The 16,365-nt window shown below is 38.8% G+C and carries 14 protein-coding genes; 7 read left to right on the top strand and 7 right to left on the bottom strand.

What is annotated here, in order from left to right:
* Positions 1 to 52 precede the first annotated feature (52 nt).
* From MKZ03_RS02950 to guaA, 4 genes are all read left to right on the top strand, one after another.
* Positions 53 to 1,015 carry an AAA family ATPase gene (locus MKZ03_RS02950; RefSeq protein ID WP_060595663.1) on the top strand — a complete coding sequence of 321 codons (963 nt, stop codon included), beginning with the start codon at positions 53 to 55 and terminating at the stop codon, positions 1,013 to 1,015.
* On the top strand, positions 1,012 to 2,202 hold the full coding sequence (locus MKZ03_RS02955) for a DUF58 domain-containing protein (protein ID WP_341030864.1): 1,191 nt from the start codon (positions 1,012 to 1,014) through the stop codon (positions 2,200 to 2,202). The genes MKZ03_RS02950 and MKZ03_RS02955 overlap by 4 nt, the downstream gene beginning before the upstream one ends.
* Positions 2,203 to 2,211: 9 nt before the next feature.
* The gene (locus MKZ03_RS02960; RefSeq protein WP_341030866.1) at positions 2,212 to 4,413 is read left to right on the top strand and encodes a DUF4129 domain-containing transglutaminase family protein; all 2,202 of its coding nucleotides are present in this window, start codon (positions 2,212 to 2,214) and stop codon (positions 4,411 to 4,413) included.
* A 186-nt stretch (positions 4,414 to 4,599) separates the two neighbouring features.
* Positions 4,600 to 6,141, top strand: a complete 1,542-nt coding sequence (guaA, locus tag MKZ03_RS02965; protein WP_144487508.1) for a glutamine-hydrolyzing GMP synthase — start codon at positions 4,600 to 4,602, stop codon at positions 6,139 to 6,141.
* A 297-nt stretch (positions 6,142 to 6,438) separates the two neighbouring features.
* Here the strand turns inward: guaA and MKZ03_RS02970 are convergent, their stop codons facing one another.
* Positions 6,439 to 6,810: a hypothetical protein gene (locus MKZ03_RS02970; protein WP_341030869.1), complete on the bottom strand. Its 372-nt coding sequence runs from the start codon at positions 6,808 to 6,810 to the stop codon at positions 6,439 to 6,441.
* A gap of 492 nt (positions 6,811 to 7,302) precedes the next feature.
* Between MKZ03_RS02970 and MKZ03_RS02975 the strand changes: the two genes are divergently transcribed.
* Both MKZ03_RS02975 and MKZ03_RS02980 read left to right on the top strand, forming a co-directional pair.
* Entirely contained in the window at positions 7,303 to 8,460 is a 1,158-nt protein-coding gene (locus MKZ03_RS02975; protein WP_341030870.1) for an AAA family ATPase, read from the top strand.
* On the top strand, positions 8,461 to 10,698 hold the full coding sequence (locus tag MKZ03_RS02980) for a S8 family peptidase (RefSeq protein WP_341030871.1): 2,238 nt from the start codon (positions 8,461 to 8,463) through the stop codon (positions 10,696 to 10,698).
* Between the two features lie 536 nt (positions 10,699 to 11,234).
* Here the strand turns inward: MKZ03_RS02980 and MKZ03_RS02990 are convergent.
* The 5 genes from MKZ03_RS02990 to MKZ03_RS03010 all read right to left on the bottom strand — a co-directional run bounded on the left by MKZ03_RS02990 (position 11,235) and on the right by MKZ03_RS03010 (position 14,348).
* Entirely contained in the window at positions 11,235 to 12,062 is an 828-nt protein-coding gene (locus MKZ03_RS02990; protein ID WP_341030872.1) for a hypothetical protein, read from the bottom strand.
* Between the two features lie 19 nt (positions 12,063 to 12,081).
* Entirely contained in the window at positions 12,082 to 12,810 is a 729-nt protein-coding gene (locus tag MKZ03_RS02995; protein WP_341030873.1) for a CPBP family intramembrane glutamic endopeptidase, read from the bottom strand.
* Between the two features lie 95 nt (positions 12,811 to 12,905).
* Positions 12,906 to 13,316: a hypothetical protein gene (locus MKZ03_RS03000; protein ID WP_111912118.1), complete on the bottom strand. Its 411-nt coding sequence runs from the start codon at positions 13,314 to 13,316 to the stop codon at positions 12,906 to 12,908.
* 142 nt (positions 13,317 to 13,458) lie between these two features.
* Positions 13,459 to 13,776: a LytTR family transcriptional regulator DNA-binding domain-containing protein gene (locus tag MKZ03_RS03005; RefSeq protein WP_341030875.1), complete on the bottom strand. Its 318-nt coding sequence runs from the start codon at positions 13,774 to 13,776 to the stop codon at positions 13,459 to 13,461.
* Positions 13,777 to 13,781: 5 nt separating this feature from the next.
* Complete coding sequence (locus MKZ03_RS03010; RefSeq protein WP_341030877.1) at positions 13,782 to 14,348, bottom strand: GNAT family N-acetyltransferase; 567 nt, start codon at positions 14,346 to 14,348, stop codon at positions 13,782 to 13,784.
* 138 nt (positions 14,349 to 14,486) lie between these two features.
* On the opposite strand from MKZ03_RS03010, the gene MKZ03_RS03015 reads away from it, so the two are divergent.
* The gene (locus MKZ03_RS03015) at positions 14,487 to 15,056 is read left to right on the top strand and encodes a hypothetical protein (protein ID WP_341030878.1); all 570 of its coding nucleotides are present in this window, start codon (positions 14,487 to 14,489) and stop codon (positions 15,054 to 15,056) included.
* A 53-nt stretch (positions 15,057 to 15,109) separates the two neighbouring features.
* On the opposite strand, the gene MKZ03_RS03020 is transcribed toward MKZ03_RS03015, so the two are convergent.
* Positions 15,110 to 16,297: an MFS transporter gene (locus MKZ03_RS03020; protein WP_341030880.1), complete on the bottom strand. Its 1,188-nt coding sequence runs from the start codon at positions 16,295 to 16,297 to the stop codon at positions 15,110 to 15,112.
* Between the last annotated feature and the right edge of the window lie 68 nt (positions 16,298 to 16,365).

The following is a 16,365-nucleotide window of genomic DNA, read 5'->3' on the forward strand; positions in this document are numbered from 1 at the left end:
TGGTAAAGTTAGACTATATGAAATTTAACGGAAACGTGATAGGAGGATCAGGATGGCATTTGATGAACCGATGCATTCAGATTTACAAAAAATCGTAGATAACATCAATAAAGTCATGGTTGGGAAAAAAGACATTGCGATATTAAGCCTTGTTGCGATTTTGGCGAAGGGGCATGTGCTACTAGAGGATGTGCCTGGTGTTGGGAAGACGATGATGGTTCGTGCTTTGGCAAAATCCATTGGCTGTGAGTTTAAGCGAATCCAATTCACTCCTGACCTTTTGCCTTCAGATGTAACAGGTGTGTCGATTTATAATAAAAAGACAAATGAATTTGAATTTAGGCAAGGACCGATTATGGGGCAGATTATTTTGGCTGATGAGATCAACCGGACCTCTCCTAAAACACAGTCGGCATTGCTCGAAGCGATGGAGGAAGGCAGTGTCACAGTGGACGGAGAAACAATGCCGCTTGCGGATCCTTTTTTCGTCATGGCGACGCAGAATCCAGTGGAATATGAAGGGACCTATCCGCTGCCAGAAGCGCAAATGGACCGGTTTTTATTCAAGCTGCAGATGGGATATCCGACCATGCTGGAGGAGCTGGAGGTGCTCAATTTGCAGGAAAAGCAGTCCCCGATTAATACGCTCCAAGCAGTGATGACAAAGGATCATATTCATGCGTTGCAGCAAGCTGTTCAGACCATTCATGTGGATGCATCCATTAAAGAATATATTGTGGAAATCGCTCAAGCGACGCGGCAGCATCCATCTGTTTATTTAGGTGTGAGTCCAAGGGGATCGATCGCCCTCATGAAAGCGGCTCAGGCGTATGCACTGTTGAATCAGCGAGATTATGTGATTCCTGATGATGTACAGTATTTGGCGCCGTATACATTGCCGCATCGAATGATTTTGACATCAGAAGCGACGTATGAAGGGAAGAAGGCGGAGACACTGCTGCGACAAATGCTTGAGCAAATTGGCGTGCCAGTTCAAAAGTCGATGACTCAATGAAGTCACGTCATCGTTTCGCTGTTTCATTATGGTTACGGGTAATGATGCTCATCATCCTCACTGCGGCAGTCTTTTGTTATGCCATGTTTCAGGGGGGGTTTGTGAGCTGGTTCCTTTTTTATGCATTTTTACCATATACTTTGTATGCTTTGCTGTTTGCGCTCATTCCGCTGCGAGCGACAGCCAAAAGGACATTACAGCAAACCCGCTTGAAGGCGGGAGACGTGCTGTCCGTTGACCTTGAAATCAAGCGGACAAATCCATTTCCATACGTTTACGTCTTGATTGAGGATGATCCGCCGGACACCTTTCATTTACAGGAACAAATTGAAATGAAGCAAATGCTGTTTCCATGGTTTCGGAAAACGTGGCGTTTTTCCTTTCAATTGAATGATGTCAAGCGCGGGGAACATCATTTGTCAGCGGTTCGAATCAAAACGGGTGATATGTTTGGTTTTGTGGAGAAAGAAGTGATCATTCCGTTAGAAAAAAAGCTGCTTGTCTATCCGAAAATGCTCGATCTTCAGGTGGAGTCAGCTGAGTCAGCGAATGAAAATGGAGGCAAAGCGGTTCACTCGTGGTTCAATGAACCGACCCATGTGACAACAGGCGTGCGGGAATATCAGCAAGGAGACCGTTTTGCCTGGGTGGACTGGAAGACGACGGCTAGAAGAGATCAGCTGATGACGAAGGAATTTGAACAGAATCAAACAAAGGACCTTGTCGTGTTTGCTGATTTTACAGATGAAGCGGTTTTTGAGACCGTCGTGTCTATTACAGCTTCTGTTCTCCAAACGGCAGTGAAAAAAGGGGTGCCTTCAGGTCTTGTACCTCTAGGAGATCAGCATGCCTTTCGAGTGGATCAAGGAGAACTTCATTTACAGGACATGCTCTATTATTTAACAAGGGTGCAGCATCAACCTTCTCGCGCACAAGAATATAAGACGTTAGCAGCGAGTGAGTACCAGCACTCTGGAAAATATGTCGTCACGGGTCAGCTGCAAGAAGAGCTTGCTGCGAGTCTCTTTGGAAATCGAAATAGAAAGAACATCACTGTTCTTTTAGTGAAGAGAGCCTTGGATCGATTCACGACAAAAGAAAAACAGCTTGTAGACCGGCTCAAAGCATCTGGAATACGCACGACCCTTTTATTTGAAGACCGGCTGCACGAAAGAACTGTGAGGTGACAAACATTTATGCTGCATACGCATCAGCGGCAAAGCCGTTTTGAGTTGTTCATCTATTATGCTGTAGCATTTCTGCTGCTTTGGGAGTGGCTTCGTCCGCTTCAAGACTTTACAGAGACGAGTCATACGTCTTATTTCATTATTTTTATAGGGCTTACGTGTTTGTTTACATTCTTTCGTTTGAAGTGGTATGTGACGTTTCCTATTTGTACTGGCATGATCTTGCTCGCCTTATATTTGATCTTTTATCAAGCAGAGCCAAGCTATCCGGCTGCATTATTTGCTGATATCAAAGATAATATCACCTTCATGAGCACAGGCATGTGGAGTGACATGTACCCGTCCTTCCGCACATTATTGTTTTATATTTTGCTATGGCTGCTTGTCTACTTGCTTCATTATTGGGTGGTCTATCAGCAGCGTATCTTTTTCTTTTTACTCATGACGATTGTGTATGTCACGATTCTTGATACGTTTACGCCATATGATGCTGCCTTTGCGATCGTTCGCATTATGGTGTTTGGTTTTTGTTTGCTGGGGTTGCTGTATTTCGATCGACTGCGTTCGGCTGAAGGCATCCGGGTGTCACAGAAGGCGCGTCTAAAATGGTTTTTGCCCATGCTGGCCCTCGTTCTTCTATCAGCGGCACTCGGCGCTTCTTTGCCAAAGTCTGATCCGAAATGGCCTGATCCTGTCCCGTTTTTTAAGGCGGTGACGAATCAAGATAACGCAGCCGGGCAGAATAAGGTAGGATATAGTGCAGATGATTCGGCGCTTGGCGGACCGTTTAGTGAGGACCGCACACCGGTCTTTAAATGGAGCGGAAAGGAGCCGTCTTACTTTCGTGTCGAAACAAAAAGCATCTACACAGGAAAGGGCTGGGAGGATGCCTCAAATGATACAAAGCCTACTCGGCTAAAGGACGATGATGTGCCAAATCGTTGGTTTACCGAGCGTGTAAAAACAGAGGTGCACGAAACGAGAGTCGATATGGAATCTGACTATCGATTTAATCATGCCGTCTATCCGATTGGGACGATCACACTGATGCCAATGGAAAACATTCCGCTGCAAATGATGGGGAAAACGGAAAAAATTGTCCCATCCATTCAAAATCCGCCGAAAAATTTAGGGAACTACCAAGTCAGCTTCTTATCGCCTACATTTATCCTTGAGGATTTGCAGAGGATCAAAGTACCGACGAAGCAGAAAGTCAATCAGGAGGTTGGCCGTGAATACTTGCAGCTTCCTTCCTCATTACCAGAGCGAGTGAAAACATTGGCAAACAGCTTAACGGAAACGAAGGATAATATGTACGATAAAGCTAAAGCGATTGAGGACTACTTAGGGTCAGCGAAGTTTTCATATGAAACGCAAAATGTCGCAGTGCCTAGTCGTAATGAAGATTATGTGGATCAATTTTTGTTTGATACGATGATCGGCTACTGTGATAATTTTTCATCCTCTATGATTGTGATGCTTCGTTCGATCGGGATTCCGGCGAGATGGGTGAAAGGATATACGTCAGGTCAGTTATATGAAACACAGATGGATGGAAACAATGTGTATGAAGTGACCAATAACAATGCGCATTCATGGGTAGAGGTTTATTTTCCAAACAGAGGCTGGGTCACCTTCGAACCGACAAAAGGATTTACGAACCCACAGACATTTACGAATGAAGCCGTTTCAAGCGATCAAACGGATGATCAAAAGGAAGAAGATCAGCCTAGCTCTGATGCACGCGAAGATCAGCCGGCAGAACAGCCGCAGCAGCAGGAGACAGAGCAGCCGGCAGAACCAAAGAAACAAACAGCACAAGCAAAGCCAAGTATTGTGCATGTTGGTTCAATCTTGGGTTATGCGGCAGGAGCTTTGGTCCTTCTTGGGTTGATGAGCTGGCTGCTTTATCGATTCAGAGCAAGGTGGCTGCCATTCTTTATCGTGAGAAAGGTGAAACGTCTGCCAGAGGAGGAAGCATTCTTCTATGCGTATGCGGCTCTATTAAAGCAGCTGAAGCGCAGGGGAATTGAGAAAAAACCAGGCATGACGCTAAGAGAATTCGCTTCTTTGATCGATGACAAGGATGGAGATCATCGCATGTCAGAGCTGACGCAGCTCTATGAGCGGGCACTCTATCGACGAGAGGATGTGTCGGCGCTTTGGCGGCAATCGGCAAAGTTATGGGAAAATTTAATAAACAGGAGATAGTCTTGACCCCGTACCTTCCTGTTGTTAGAATAGGTGAATATTAAAACCTTCTAAAATACATGAAATTGAAGCGTTCGGATGTGAGTCTGGGCGCTTCAAAAGCGTGATTCACACTGAGAGCAGGTTTTCTCCTCTCATTTTTTCTGTGCGTTTATAAAAAACTATATTGGACATAGAGGTGACACCATGACAAATTTAGTAAATGAAATGATTTTGGTTCTAGATTTCGGCAGTCAGTACAATCAGCTGATCACACGACGTATTCGTGAATTTGGTGTGTACAGTGAGCTTCATCCGCACACTTTAACTGCTGAAGAAATTAAAGAAATGGCGCCTAAAGGAATCATCCTTTCTGGTGGACCAAACAGTGTTTATGATGAAGGATCTTTCCGCTGTGATGAAAAGATTTTTGATCTAGACATTCCGGTTCTAGGCATTTGCTACGGCATGCAGCTCATGACTCACTATTTAGGCGGGAAAGTAGAAGCGGCAAGCCAGCGTGAATATGGAAAAGCAGATATCCACATTAATGGAACGCCTGCTTTATTCAAAGACCTTCCGACTGATCAAGTCGTTTGGATGAGCCATGGTGACCTCGTTGTTGAAGTACCAGAAGGCTTTACAGTTGATGCAACAAGTGCACATTGTCCAAACTCAGCGATGAGCTTAGCTGAGAAGAATTTCTATGGCGTTCAGTTCCACCCAGAGGTTCGTCACTCTGAGTACGGAAATGACCTATTGAAAAACTTTGTCTTCGGCGTATGTGGCTGCGATGGCAAATGGTCAATGGAGAACTTCATTGAAATCGAAATGCAAAAAATCCGTGAAACAGTAGGCGACAAACAAGTATTATGCGCACTAAGCGGCGGTGTGGATTCATCTGTTGTGGCGGTATTGATCCACAAAGCAATCGGTGATCAGCTGACATGTATTTTCGTTGACCACGGTCTTCTTCGCAAAGGCGAAGCAGAAGGGGTTATGAAAACATTTAGCGAAGGTTTCAACATGAACGTGATTAAAGTAGATGCGAAAGATCGTTTCTTAAACAAGCTAAAAGGTGTGTCTGATCCTGAGCAAAAACGTAAAATCATCGGTAACGAATTCATCTATGTATTCGATGATGAATCGGACAAGCTAAAAGGAATCGACTACTTAGCACAAGGAACACTTTACACAGATATCATTGAGAGCGGAACAGCAACGGCACAAACAATCAAATCTCACCACAACGTAGGCGGTCTTCCAGAAGACATGCAGTTCGAATTGATTGAGCCTTTGAATACGCTATTCAAGGATGAAGTCCGTGCTCTAGGTTCAGAGCTGGGCATTCCTGACGACATCGTCTGGAGACAGCCATTCCCAGGTCCAGGACTAGGTATCCGTGTACTAGGTGAAATTTCTGAAGAAAAACTAGAAATCGTCCGTGAATCGGATGCAATTCTACGCGAAGAAATTGCCAACTTCGGCCTTGAGCGCGACATCTGGCAATACTTCACGGTTCTCCCAGATATCCGCAGCGTAGGAGTCATGGGTGACGCAAGAACATACGACTATACAATTGGCATCCGTGCTGTTACTTCGATTGATGGGATGACGAGTGACTGGGCAAGAATCCCTTGGGATGTACTTGAAAAGATCTCAACTCGTATCGTGAATGAAGTGAAGCATGTTAACCGCGTGGTGTATGATATTACGAGTAAGCCGCCTGCTACGATTGAGTGGGAGTAGGACTTTATTGCTGTATTTGTTCTTGGAACGTTGATGGATAAGGGTTAAACCTTTTGAAAAACAGAGAAAACCGTTTTGAAACATACAGTTCCCCACAAAAAAACCCTACCAGAATTTCGGTAGGGTTTTTTCATTATGTGATTTCAAAGTGAATTACTTCTGTATTAATGTGGTTTCTTCATCATCTTCACCAAATAAAAAACCAAGGCCACAAATAAAGGTAAGTGAATTCACAGCGAACAATAAAATCGCACCAATTTTTTTCATGGCAATCAATCTCCTCTTCACTTCAGTCTGCTAGCCTTCAAAATTTAAATTCACTGGTTCATCCTCTAAATCATCCACAGTATTTTGTTCTGTCACTGGCACACTTTCATCTACAATTTTAAAACTAAGTTCGTCCATCCAAATTTGACCTGGACCTTGTAGTAAAATGCCAAACGCAATGACTTCACTTTTTACTGGAACATCTAGTACTACACTAAAATGATTCCATCCGTTTGTTCCTGTAATTGGACGGTTCATCATGTTGTCAAACGCAAGAACTTCACCTGAAGAATGGTCAATCCTCATCCATAAACCAGCTGAACCTTTCACATCTTCGCTTTTAACAAAAGCAGAAAATTGAAGACGTCCCCCTCTGTAATACTCAGACTTAATTTGCTGCATCAATGTCGCGAAACCACGAGCTTTTTCATCCTTTGATTTCAGATAAGCGGAGTAAGTACCACTGTGTACAATTGGTATTACTATAGGGTAGCAGGTGGGATAATGTTAAATGTTCCTATCAATATGCAATGTGCTGGTTGTTAAGCGAAGTTTTCAGAGCCTTACCATAAAGATGAACTTGAAGGAGTTTTGAGCCTAGCTAATAAGAGTATAAGAGATCAGTGCAAGTTAATAATTTGCACTGATTTATTCAAGAGAGCTTTTATAATAAAGTTCCTATAAATTTTAACTGAAAGTCTAAGAAAAAACAGTTTGAAGAAAGTGGAAGACAAGCACTTTTTCAATGTAAAGTAGTATAAGTTTATTTTCAACATGATATTCTTAAATTAACGTTCATATTTCCCTTTGAATCGGTTATTATAGACGATAGGTGGTTTAAAGTATTGAATTCAAAGGGGAAATTATTGTTCAAAGAAGGAAGTGGATTTTAAAATGTCTTTAAACAATCATGTTATTAATCTTGTTAAATTTTTTATTGAAGAAAGAAAAGAAGATTTTTTAGAAGAATGCAAATTAATCATTGAGTATCAAGAAGAAAATAAAAATTATCAATTCGCAAAAAAACTCAATAAGTTGCTATTGGATGTGAATCTTCCTGAAACATCTCATTCTGTAAAGAAAAGTTCTTTTGATATTACACCGTTCAATCAAAAAAGTAATTATCTAAGTTCAAATCAGAGCAATGAAGAGAATTTTATAAAAATTTTAGAACCTGAAATTGATTTGAAGAAATTATCTTCAAATACTGATGTAGATCAACAATTAATATCTGTTGTTCACCAGTGGAAAAAAAGAGATGACTTACTAAAATTTAATCTTAAACCTCAGAATAAAATTTTGTTTCATGGAGTACCTGGTACAGGAAAAACCCTAACAGCAAAAGCATTAGCGAAATCACTTGGTTTAAAAATTGCCTATGTCAGCTTTGATTCATTGATGTCTTCATACTTGGGAAAAACAAGTGATAATTTAAGTAAAGTTTTTGAGTATGCAAGGAATAACTCATGTTTAATCTTATTAGATGAAATAGATGCTATAGGAAAAAGTCGAGATGATAATAATGAGTTAGGAGAACTTAAAAGAATTGTGATTTCTTTGCTTCAAAATTTGGATGACTTTCCTGAGAACTCATTTTTGGTTGCTTGCACTAATCATCCTCATTTACTAGATAAGGCTTTATGGAGAAGGTTTGAAAATAATATAGAATTTAAACTACCTGATTATAATCAAAGAAATCAAATAATAGCCAATACACTAACTGATATAAGTCTAAACCTTCACGCTAATCAAATTGATTTTATTACAATATTGACGAAAGGATTTACTCCATCTTTGCTTGTTCAATCAATTGAAAATTCTTCTAGGAATTGGATTATTAATGAAAAAAACGTTAAACTTTACACTGTTATTGTCGAAGATATTGTTAGAAACATAAGTAATCAGGATAAAGACATTACATTAGAGCAAAAAATAGGTATAGCAAAAAAATTGAGAAATGAAAATGAACGGAAATATTCTTTTTCATATCTTAGCGAATTACTAGATATACCTAAATCAACTCTTTTTATGAAGATGAAGGAGGAATCCTAGATGGAAAAACCGCATTTGCGGATTTCAGAGAATAGTGTAAGTAAAACAAAAACTAACTTCAATGGTGGTGGAAGCACATATCAACGTAGCGACTACCGTGCACATGGACAGGAACTATTAGAAGATTTATTAAAAATATCCCAACAGAGCTACGATATTGACCCCGTAAAGGATAGAAAATTCTTTGAAGTTAACCTTGCTCCCGGCGAAAAACTATATGATCGTTTCGGAAACTTGATGGAAAAGTCAGATATAGAGGTTTTGGATGTTATCAATGATTCTTATGGTTACGGTGTAATCTCTAACAGCAGTTTGAATACTCTACAAAGAAAAGTCGAGAATTATATTAACACTCCGAATAACAAAGGTAAGTCCTATTATTCATTTATTGATGATATTGGGGAAATAAATCCATTAAATAAAATATCTCAAACGGTTAAGTCTAAAATTGATTATGGAGAAAAGGAAAATTTGGAAGTTTCAATAGAATCATTTACTTCGTTGCCAAAAGATGTTGCTGAAAAAGGATTTAAAGAAGCTGTTGAAAAATTTATTGAAAATAGAGGAGGTTTTATAACCGACCAATTCTTATTTTCTTCCGGTAGTGTTTTAGTAGAAGGAACAATGAGTAGCGAGCACATTGAAGATCTTGTTAGATCTTTTAGTTCAATAAAGTCAGTCGATGTACAAACAAAAGTATCAATTACCACTCTCAAAGAATCTTCTCAAGTTGTTGAGGAGATTACAGTAGAGACTTATGATGGAAATGCTGTTGTCTGTGTTATCGATAGCGGAGTGGATAGTTCTAATTCGTTTTTATCTCCTTATATTATAGAACAGATAGACTATACACCAGCATATAGTTACGACAGGTTTCATGGGACATTTGTTGCTGGAAGAGTTATATTTAGAGATAAATTAGATGAACAAATCTCAAGAGGAACCCTAACACCCTTTTGTAGAGTTCTTGATTTTAATATATACGGAAAAGATGGAAACGGAGAAGAATTAAATTTATCTGAGATTGATCTAATTAGGGCAATCCGAAAAGTAGTTCAGGCTCATAAAGACGAAGTTAAAGTGTATAATCTTTCTATTAATTTAATAAGTCAAAGTGGGTATTCAACATTAGATGAATTCAAAGTAACACGTCTTGCCGCAGAAATAGACCATATTAGTAAAGTCTATGAAGTTTTATTTGTAATTTCTGCAGGAAACATTGAGAATGTGTATGAGAAGCTAAATAGCGAAAACTATCCAGATCATTTTATTCAAGATTCTCAACGAATAAACTCTCCAGCGGAGTCATATCTATCATTAAGTGTGGGATCATTAATAAAAAATTTCGAAGATGGTATGCTTGGAGGAGAGAACCACCCAGCTCCATTTTCTCGGAGGGGACCAGGATTTAATGGCTCAAGGAAACCCGATTTAGTTGTAGATGGTGGTAATTTAGGGTTACATAATTCTGATAATCCTAGTTTTGGTACATTGGGCTTTTGTTCTTACTCTGGAGGATTTCAACGATCTCTTGGAACAAGTTTTTCCGCACCTATAGTTTCGTCTTATGCAGCAGAGTTATTTGAAAAAATCCCGGATGCTACCCCTAACTTAATAAAAGGGCTACTAATTCATTTTGCAAATCATCCTACAAGTAGTGAATTTTCTAGACCTTTAGAGGACCATTTGGGTTTTGGTGAGCCTGATTTAGGAAAATGTTTAGAATCTTTAAATAGTAAAGCAACATATGTACACGAAGGAGTGATAGAAGGTCAAACTTATTATAAAATTCCTTTTTGGATTCCGACCATTTTAACAGATGAAACTATTCAACGCTCTGGTAATAAAAAAGTTAACCTGCGTGTAACCGTAGTCTGGGATCCACTTACAGATAGAGGTAAGGGGTTGGATTATTCTAAAATACATCTTTATTCAAATATCTATAAACTAAATAAAGAAGATGAAATTAAGTTGTCTTTGAATGACATGAATGAAGTTTCTTTTAAGGAGAGATTTTATCCAGTAACCAGAATGGAAAAGGCATTATCAAGAAATATTGATTCTGGAATGTGGAGTTTGGAGCTTCGTATGTCAAAAAAATGGGGTGTGCCAGAAGGTTATGCTCAAAGTTTTGCAGCGATTATTTCAGTCGAGGATCCATATGACGAGTTAGATGTATATTCAGAAATTGAAAATGAAGTAGGAATTAATATGTATCAACCCATTATTCAAATATAAAAAACACTACCCCTTTTTTATCGAAAAGGGGTGTTTTAAGTTTCAAAATAATGAGAGGAACTGCACATTAAAGCAATAGATAAAACGATTAGCAATAAAACCTAGCATATCTTATCTTTTTTAAATATCTTTCAAAAAAACAAGCCTCATACGTTAGTTGGCATTATCGAAACAAAGTACTTCAATCAAAAAGTGAATGAGGTGACGATTGGTTATTTCTTGCGGAAGGTCGTTGGGATAAGGGGATTGCAACATAAGCTCTCTTTACATTAGTAAAATTTTCTTTGAAAAAGTTGATATTGATAGAATTCAAGCGAAGGTTATGCCGGTAAATGAGGATGTAAATTTTATCAAAGAAGGGTTGCTTAGAGAAGGCGTTTTATGTGGTAAAGGAGTTGTTGATTTAGAAATAACAGCATTCTGAAAGAGGATTACATGCGTCTAGGGTATAAGCTTTTTATTATGATCTAACTTCCTATTTTTAGGAATTTTATTTTAAAATAAAAAAGCGAAGCACTGAGCTCGCTCATTTATATTTATTTCATCTCATTGGAAAATCGAATTTGCATATCTTTCAGTTCATCATAAAATTTGAAATTTTGTAACTTCAATTCTTCACAGACTTTTTTGATGATCCATTTGCCTCGTTCTTCAATCCTGAGATTGACTTTATGTAGATACTCACTTAATTCTTGTTCATTTTGAGGTTTTAATTGATTGTAATTTCCTATGCTAACAAAATGTCCTTCCCAAAATTCACTCACTGTCCATTCTTCATCATTATTCACATAAGGTTGAAGGAAATATCGTTCGACGAACTGTTTCCAACATCCTAATGGTTGAAAGAATTCAAAAAGTGAATACATCGTCACATCCCAATAATCTTGAGAAAATACATAACGGCCCGAATTCATCCAATGTGGTAATACGGTGAAATTCCCAATGCAGTGGGTGGAAGTAGCGAATTTTTCAAACTCATGTTTGAGATGATTATCCCAAGTTATTTTTTTAGAATGATTGAAAGTCGTAATGAACGAATTCATTGTTTCTCCACGGAGCAAATTGTGACGATCTAAAGAAAACTGTGATTTAGGCTTTGGCTCATATTCAGTACTCCAAAGTAATTGATAAATATAAAAAGGTTCTTTATCACAGTCAGCTTTGCGACCGGCTTTTTTGGTGACATTACAGATTCCAATTTCTTTGAGTTTACGACTTTTATAATCTAATATTAACTCAATTGATGATTTATCTATTGGTACCGGTTCTTTGATATAACTTTGTTTAAAATCCCAATCCCAAGGCTTGACTTCAAGTTCTTCACACTTTTCAAACCAGCCTTCTATCCATGTGTTCTCCTTCATTTCTTTCCTCCTCTTTTCATTATCTATTGAACACTTTTTTCATTCTTAATCTTCTCCACAACACCACCGCAAGAACAAGCAAGATAACACATTGAATTGAAAGCAAAAGCATTTGCATCGCCATGGGCGTTTGCCCATTTGTCATTTGATCCACGATATTATGCACCGCGTGCCATAGGACGACCCATTGCAGGCTGTTAGTGAGTGCCACAATTTCAGCTGCAACGAATCCAAATAAAAAGGCGAATAAAATTTGTGCCACTGTTAAGGTGAGGCTTTTTCCACTTAAAAGATTAGCAGCATGACCAAGACTGAATAGTACGGCGGAGCCCCATATGGCAGTGCTTAGATTGATTCGTTTTAAATATTGGAACAGAATGCCGCGAAAAATACCTTCTTCAAAAATACCGACACACACCATGAAGAAACAAAGCGACATGAAAGAAGATAGTGATAAGTCCTTGTTTAATCCAGCGATAAACGGGATGGTCTCGATGATAAGGATGGGAATGACCCACATCCCGAGAGTCCCTTTTCGAAACCCTATTTCTTTCAAGTGAAAACGGCTCTTTTGAATAAATAATAGAAGAAAAAGACTCCCAGCCAGCATGGCACAGCCATTGATGAGATAGATGTTCGTTGGATCGGTTACTTCTTTGATGGATATATAGACACCTGCGCTTGTTGGAATGATTAAAGAAAACAGCAGTAGAAGTACTGATTTTCGGATGATTGTGATTGGTTTCATGTTTTGATTCCTCCTCTAACGTCAGAGTAGTGGAATCAAGCAGAAGTCACAATTAAACCTTCCTAACATGTCAATATTTAGCCCTAAGATGCACATTAAGATGTTGTGCGTTTCTTTCGCTGCTGTAAAAGTTCGTTGATTTCCTCAGCAGTTGCTTGATCTTTTTTATACAATAGGTACTTCATCAAAAAGAATAATGCCATGACCACAAGGAAATTCACGATGAACGAAAGGAGACTGATTTCAGCGCTGACGATGATGATGGTGGTCATAATCATACACATCACAAGGACGATATATAGAATTTGTTGAAAAAGAATCCGTTTATGACTGTACGTTTGTTTTGGATATAGCAAGAAGGTCAGGGCGCTTGAAAAAAAGGAACTGAACATGATTGCTTGTAAAATATAGATGGGCATCGTTCCAAACGTGAAACAGTAAATCAATACGAGGGCAGTAAAGATCATACAAAATGTGATCAAAAGATTTGTGATATAGCGTTTCATCCTGTTCAATTCCTCCGTAACCCAAGTTTCTCTTTTAATGATTGAATATAAAAACGTGAAATCATCACCTTTTCCTCATTTGTAAGCTTTGCTTCCAAAACAACCGCTTGTTTTAGGAGATATAGCGGCAATAGAATCTATATTATAGAATCATCGATTTTGAAATCCTGACATAATCGTGCGCTTCAAGCAGTTCTTCAAGTTCAAATAACTTTTCCTTTAAGAGAAACACCCCGTCTGATGTATACAAAAACGATTTTTTATCAACGCTTTCTATATATAAAATTTCGTGATAATAGACCTTTTTCATTCTTTCTTTCGTGGGTTCTTGTGCTAAGAAATAAGGGGCTGATTGCTCCACTTGCTGGACAAGCTTTTCAATCGTCGAATTAAGCTCATAAATGTGAAAAGAAACATATTCTGATTGCGGCTTTTGAATGAAATGAATATCCGTTTTCATTTGTTTTATTCGTAATCCTTTTTCAAAATCGAATACATAAACACATCATCAAACCCATTCTGACCAAGATCATACTCTCTCAATAAACCCTCTCGTACAAAGTCAATCTTCTCCAATAATTGAACAGAGGACGTATTTGCTGGATCAATGATGGCTTCAATCCGGTTCAGGTTCATCTCCTGAAATCCATATCGCAACACCGCAGCAATCGCTTCGCTCATGATGCCTTTTCTCCAATGACCCTGATGCAATTCATAGCCAATTTCCGTGCGGCAGTGTTGTTTTTCCAAATTAAGAAATCCACAGCTGCCGATGATAGCAGGATCATCTTTTAGAGAAATGCCCCACCGGATGCCTGTTTGTTCTTTGAAGATATCGTCATACCACTTGATTTCTCCTTTTGTGTCTTCGATGGATTTATGAGCATCGATTCCCATGTAGCGGCACACGGTTTCATTGGATAAATAGATGTGCATATCCTCAGCATCTTCGATCGTTGCTTGTTTTAAGATCAGTCTTTCGGTATGGATCGTTGGAAATGATTGTGGAAATATCAGCTTATGTCTACTCATATTTATCTCCTATTCTTTGTTTTATTTAAATTATACCTGTACTGGTCGAATTTTTGGAATGCTTTGGTATAATATGAAATTATAATCGTGGTAATCATTTACAACCGAATGATATAAAAGAGAAAGAGGATAAGTGAAATGGGCATTTTTCTAATCATAATTGTTATCGTGATGATTACTGTATCTTTAGTGATCTATTTATTTAAAAAGGGAATCATTCAATCTAAAGTGCTAGTGATTGTAGGTTCTGTTTTAGGAGGAACCGCACTATTTGTTTGGATGACAATGTTTTTTAATTTTCATTCTGTATCTTTAACAGATGAATCGCTAGGTCATTTTAAGATCGGTCAAACATTTGAGGGAGATCATACTTTTGTGGAGAATCCTCAATTCTCTCATCCTAAACAGATGGTCTATATGGAAAAAGAAAACCAAGATTTTGTAGTATCAGTCGATCAATATCATCGAGTTACATCTATTTTCATTCAGTCAAAACAAAAAACACTCCAAACATCTAAAGGAGTCACTATTGGAGATGATTATTCATCTGTGGTACAAACATATGGAGATCAATTCAAGAAACTCTGGTTTGTTGAAGGTTATAGCAAAGGTATACAATATCAAGATCAATCAAATGGCATCATTCTGGAGTTCTTTTTCAATGACAATACATTAGCACTCATTGAGCTTCGTAGTAAACGGAATTAATAGTATAAATGCTCAAGCTTGTAGACAAAGTCTACAAGCTTGAGCGAACATGGTTATACATGTTCGCTTTTTGTCTGTTGACGCATCAGTCGATTACGATTGAACGAATACCGAATCAACATTAACGCAACAAAGCTAGCTAACCCGCCAATCCAGCTTAAATTCGTGATGTTTGTATATTGAATCATCACACCGCCAATTGACGATCCGAGCATCATGCCGATATTCATAATCGCTGTATTAAAACTCAGCACGGTTTCTGATGCTTGGGGTTTTAGAGAGATGAGGTAAAACTGCTTCGCTGGAGTTGTCGTCCATGTAGCGATGCCCCATATGGCTAGTGTGATCAAGACACTAATTGTAGAGAATTGCGTAAAAAATAAGGCAAAGAGAGCGAGCATCTGGATCATGATGCTGATCGAGATGGTTCGGTTTGGCCCCCATTGATCAACGGCGAAGCCGCCAAAGCGTGAGCCTATAAAAGCAGCAATTCCTAATATAAGTAAGGAAATACTTGTCATTTCAAGAGAAAAGCCAGCGGTCTGTCGTAATAAAGGCGAGATATAAGCGAATACCATTGTGTAGCCTAAGATCCAAAAGACGGTCGTGGCTAAGCCGCTGATCACCCTGCTATCTTGAAGGAGATGTAATTGTTGCTTCAATGGCAGATGTGAATGTCCCTCCATGGGTGGCAGTAATTGATAAAGCAGTAATAAAAGACAAGCAGTACCTAGTGCAATGATGAGAAAAATATAGTGCCAATCCACATGACCTGATAAAAATGTGCCAATAGGGACACCAAGTACGAGTGAAATGGTAAAACCAGTAATGACCGTTGCCATCGCGCTTCCCTTTTTTTCTGGAGGGGCGATCTGCGCTGCATAATTCGTGGCGACGACAATATATAAGCCGCCACTCATCGCCATGATAATTCGGGATAGCAGGAGCAGCACAAAGTGATGGCTAAAAAAGGCGACCACATTGCCTAAAATAAACACAAAAATAGCCGATAACAGAACCTTTTTTCGGTTCAATTTCGATGTTGCCATGACTAAAAAGAGAGCGCCTACTGCATAAAATAGAGAGTAAACGGTGATAAGCTGCCCGGCAGCAGGAATGGAGATGTGTAAATCAACTGCAATTATATCTAGAATGCCAGACACGACGAATTCTGAAGTGCCTGTGACAAATGAACCGACAGCTAAAAGAATAATCAATAGCTGATGAGATGTGTTTTTCATTTTTGAACCCTTCCTTCATTTTGATACGTTGTATTTAGTTTAAATTCCGTGCTAACATAAGTAAAATT

Source organism: Bacillus sp. FSL R5-0431, assembly GCF_038002985.1.
GTDB lineage: Bacteria > Bacillota > Bacilli > Bacillales > Bacillaceae > Bacillus.

What these genes read in the sequence shown, in the direction of transcription:
- MKZ03_RS02950 (WP_060595663.1), top strand. Translation starts at nt 53, where the DNA reads ATGGCATTTGATGAACCGATGCATTCAGATTTACAAAAAATCGTAGAT.
- MKZ03_RS02955 (WP_341030864.1), top strand. Translation starts at nt 1,012, where the DNA reads ATGAAGTCACGTCATCGTTTCGCTGTTTCATTATGGTTACGGGTAATG.
- MKZ03_RS02960 (WP_341030866.1), top strand. Translation starts at nt 2,212, where the DNA reads ATGCTGCATACGCATCAGCGGCAAAGCCGTTTTGAGTTGTTCATCTAT.
- guaA (WP_144487508.1), top strand. Translation starts at nt 4,600, where the DNA reads ATGACAAATTTAGTAAATGAAATGATTTTGGTTCTAGATTTCGGCAGT.
- MKZ03_RS02970 (WP_341030869.1), bottom strand. Translation starts at nt 6,810, where the DNA reads ATGCAGCAAATTAAGTCTGAGTATTACAGAGGGGGACGTCTTCAATTT.
- MKZ03_RS02975 (WP_341030870.1), top strand. Translation starts at nt 7,303, where the DNA reads ATGTCTTTAAACAATCATGTTATTAATCTTGTTAAATTTTTTATTGAA.
- MKZ03_RS02980 (WP_341030871.1), top strand. Translation starts at nt 8,461, where the DNA reads ATGGAAAAACCGCATTTGCGGATTTCAGAGAATAGTGTAAGTAAAACA.
- MKZ03_RS02990 (WP_341030872.1), bottom strand. Translation starts at nt 12,062, where the DNA reads ATGAAGGAGAACACATGGATAGAAGGCTGGTTTGAAAAGTGTGAAGAA.
- MKZ03_RS02995 (WP_341030873.1), bottom strand. Translation starts at nt 12,810, where the DNA reads ATGAAACCAATCACAATCATCCGAAAATCAGTACTTCTACTGCTGTTT.
- MKZ03_RS03000 (WP_111912118.1), bottom strand. Translation starts at nt 13,316, where the DNA reads ATGAAACGCTATATCACAAATCTTTTGATCACATTTTGTATGATCTTT.
- MKZ03_RS03005 (WP_341030875.1), bottom strand. Translation starts at nt 13,776, where the DNA reads ATGAAAACGGATATTCATTTCATTCAAAAGCCGCAATCAGAATATGTT.
- MKZ03_RS03010 (WP_341030877.1), bottom strand. Translation starts at nt 14,348, where the DNA reads ATGAGTAGACATAAGCTGATATTTCCACAATCATTTCCAACGATCCAT.
- MKZ03_RS03015 (WP_341030878.1), top strand. Translation starts at nt 14,487, where the DNA reads ATGGGCATTTTTCTAATCATAATTGTTATCGTGATGATTACTGTATCT.
- MKZ03_RS03020 (WP_341030880.1), bottom strand. Translation starts at nt 16,297, where the DNA reads ATGAAAAACACATCTCATCAGCTATTGATTATTCTTTTAGCTGTCGGT.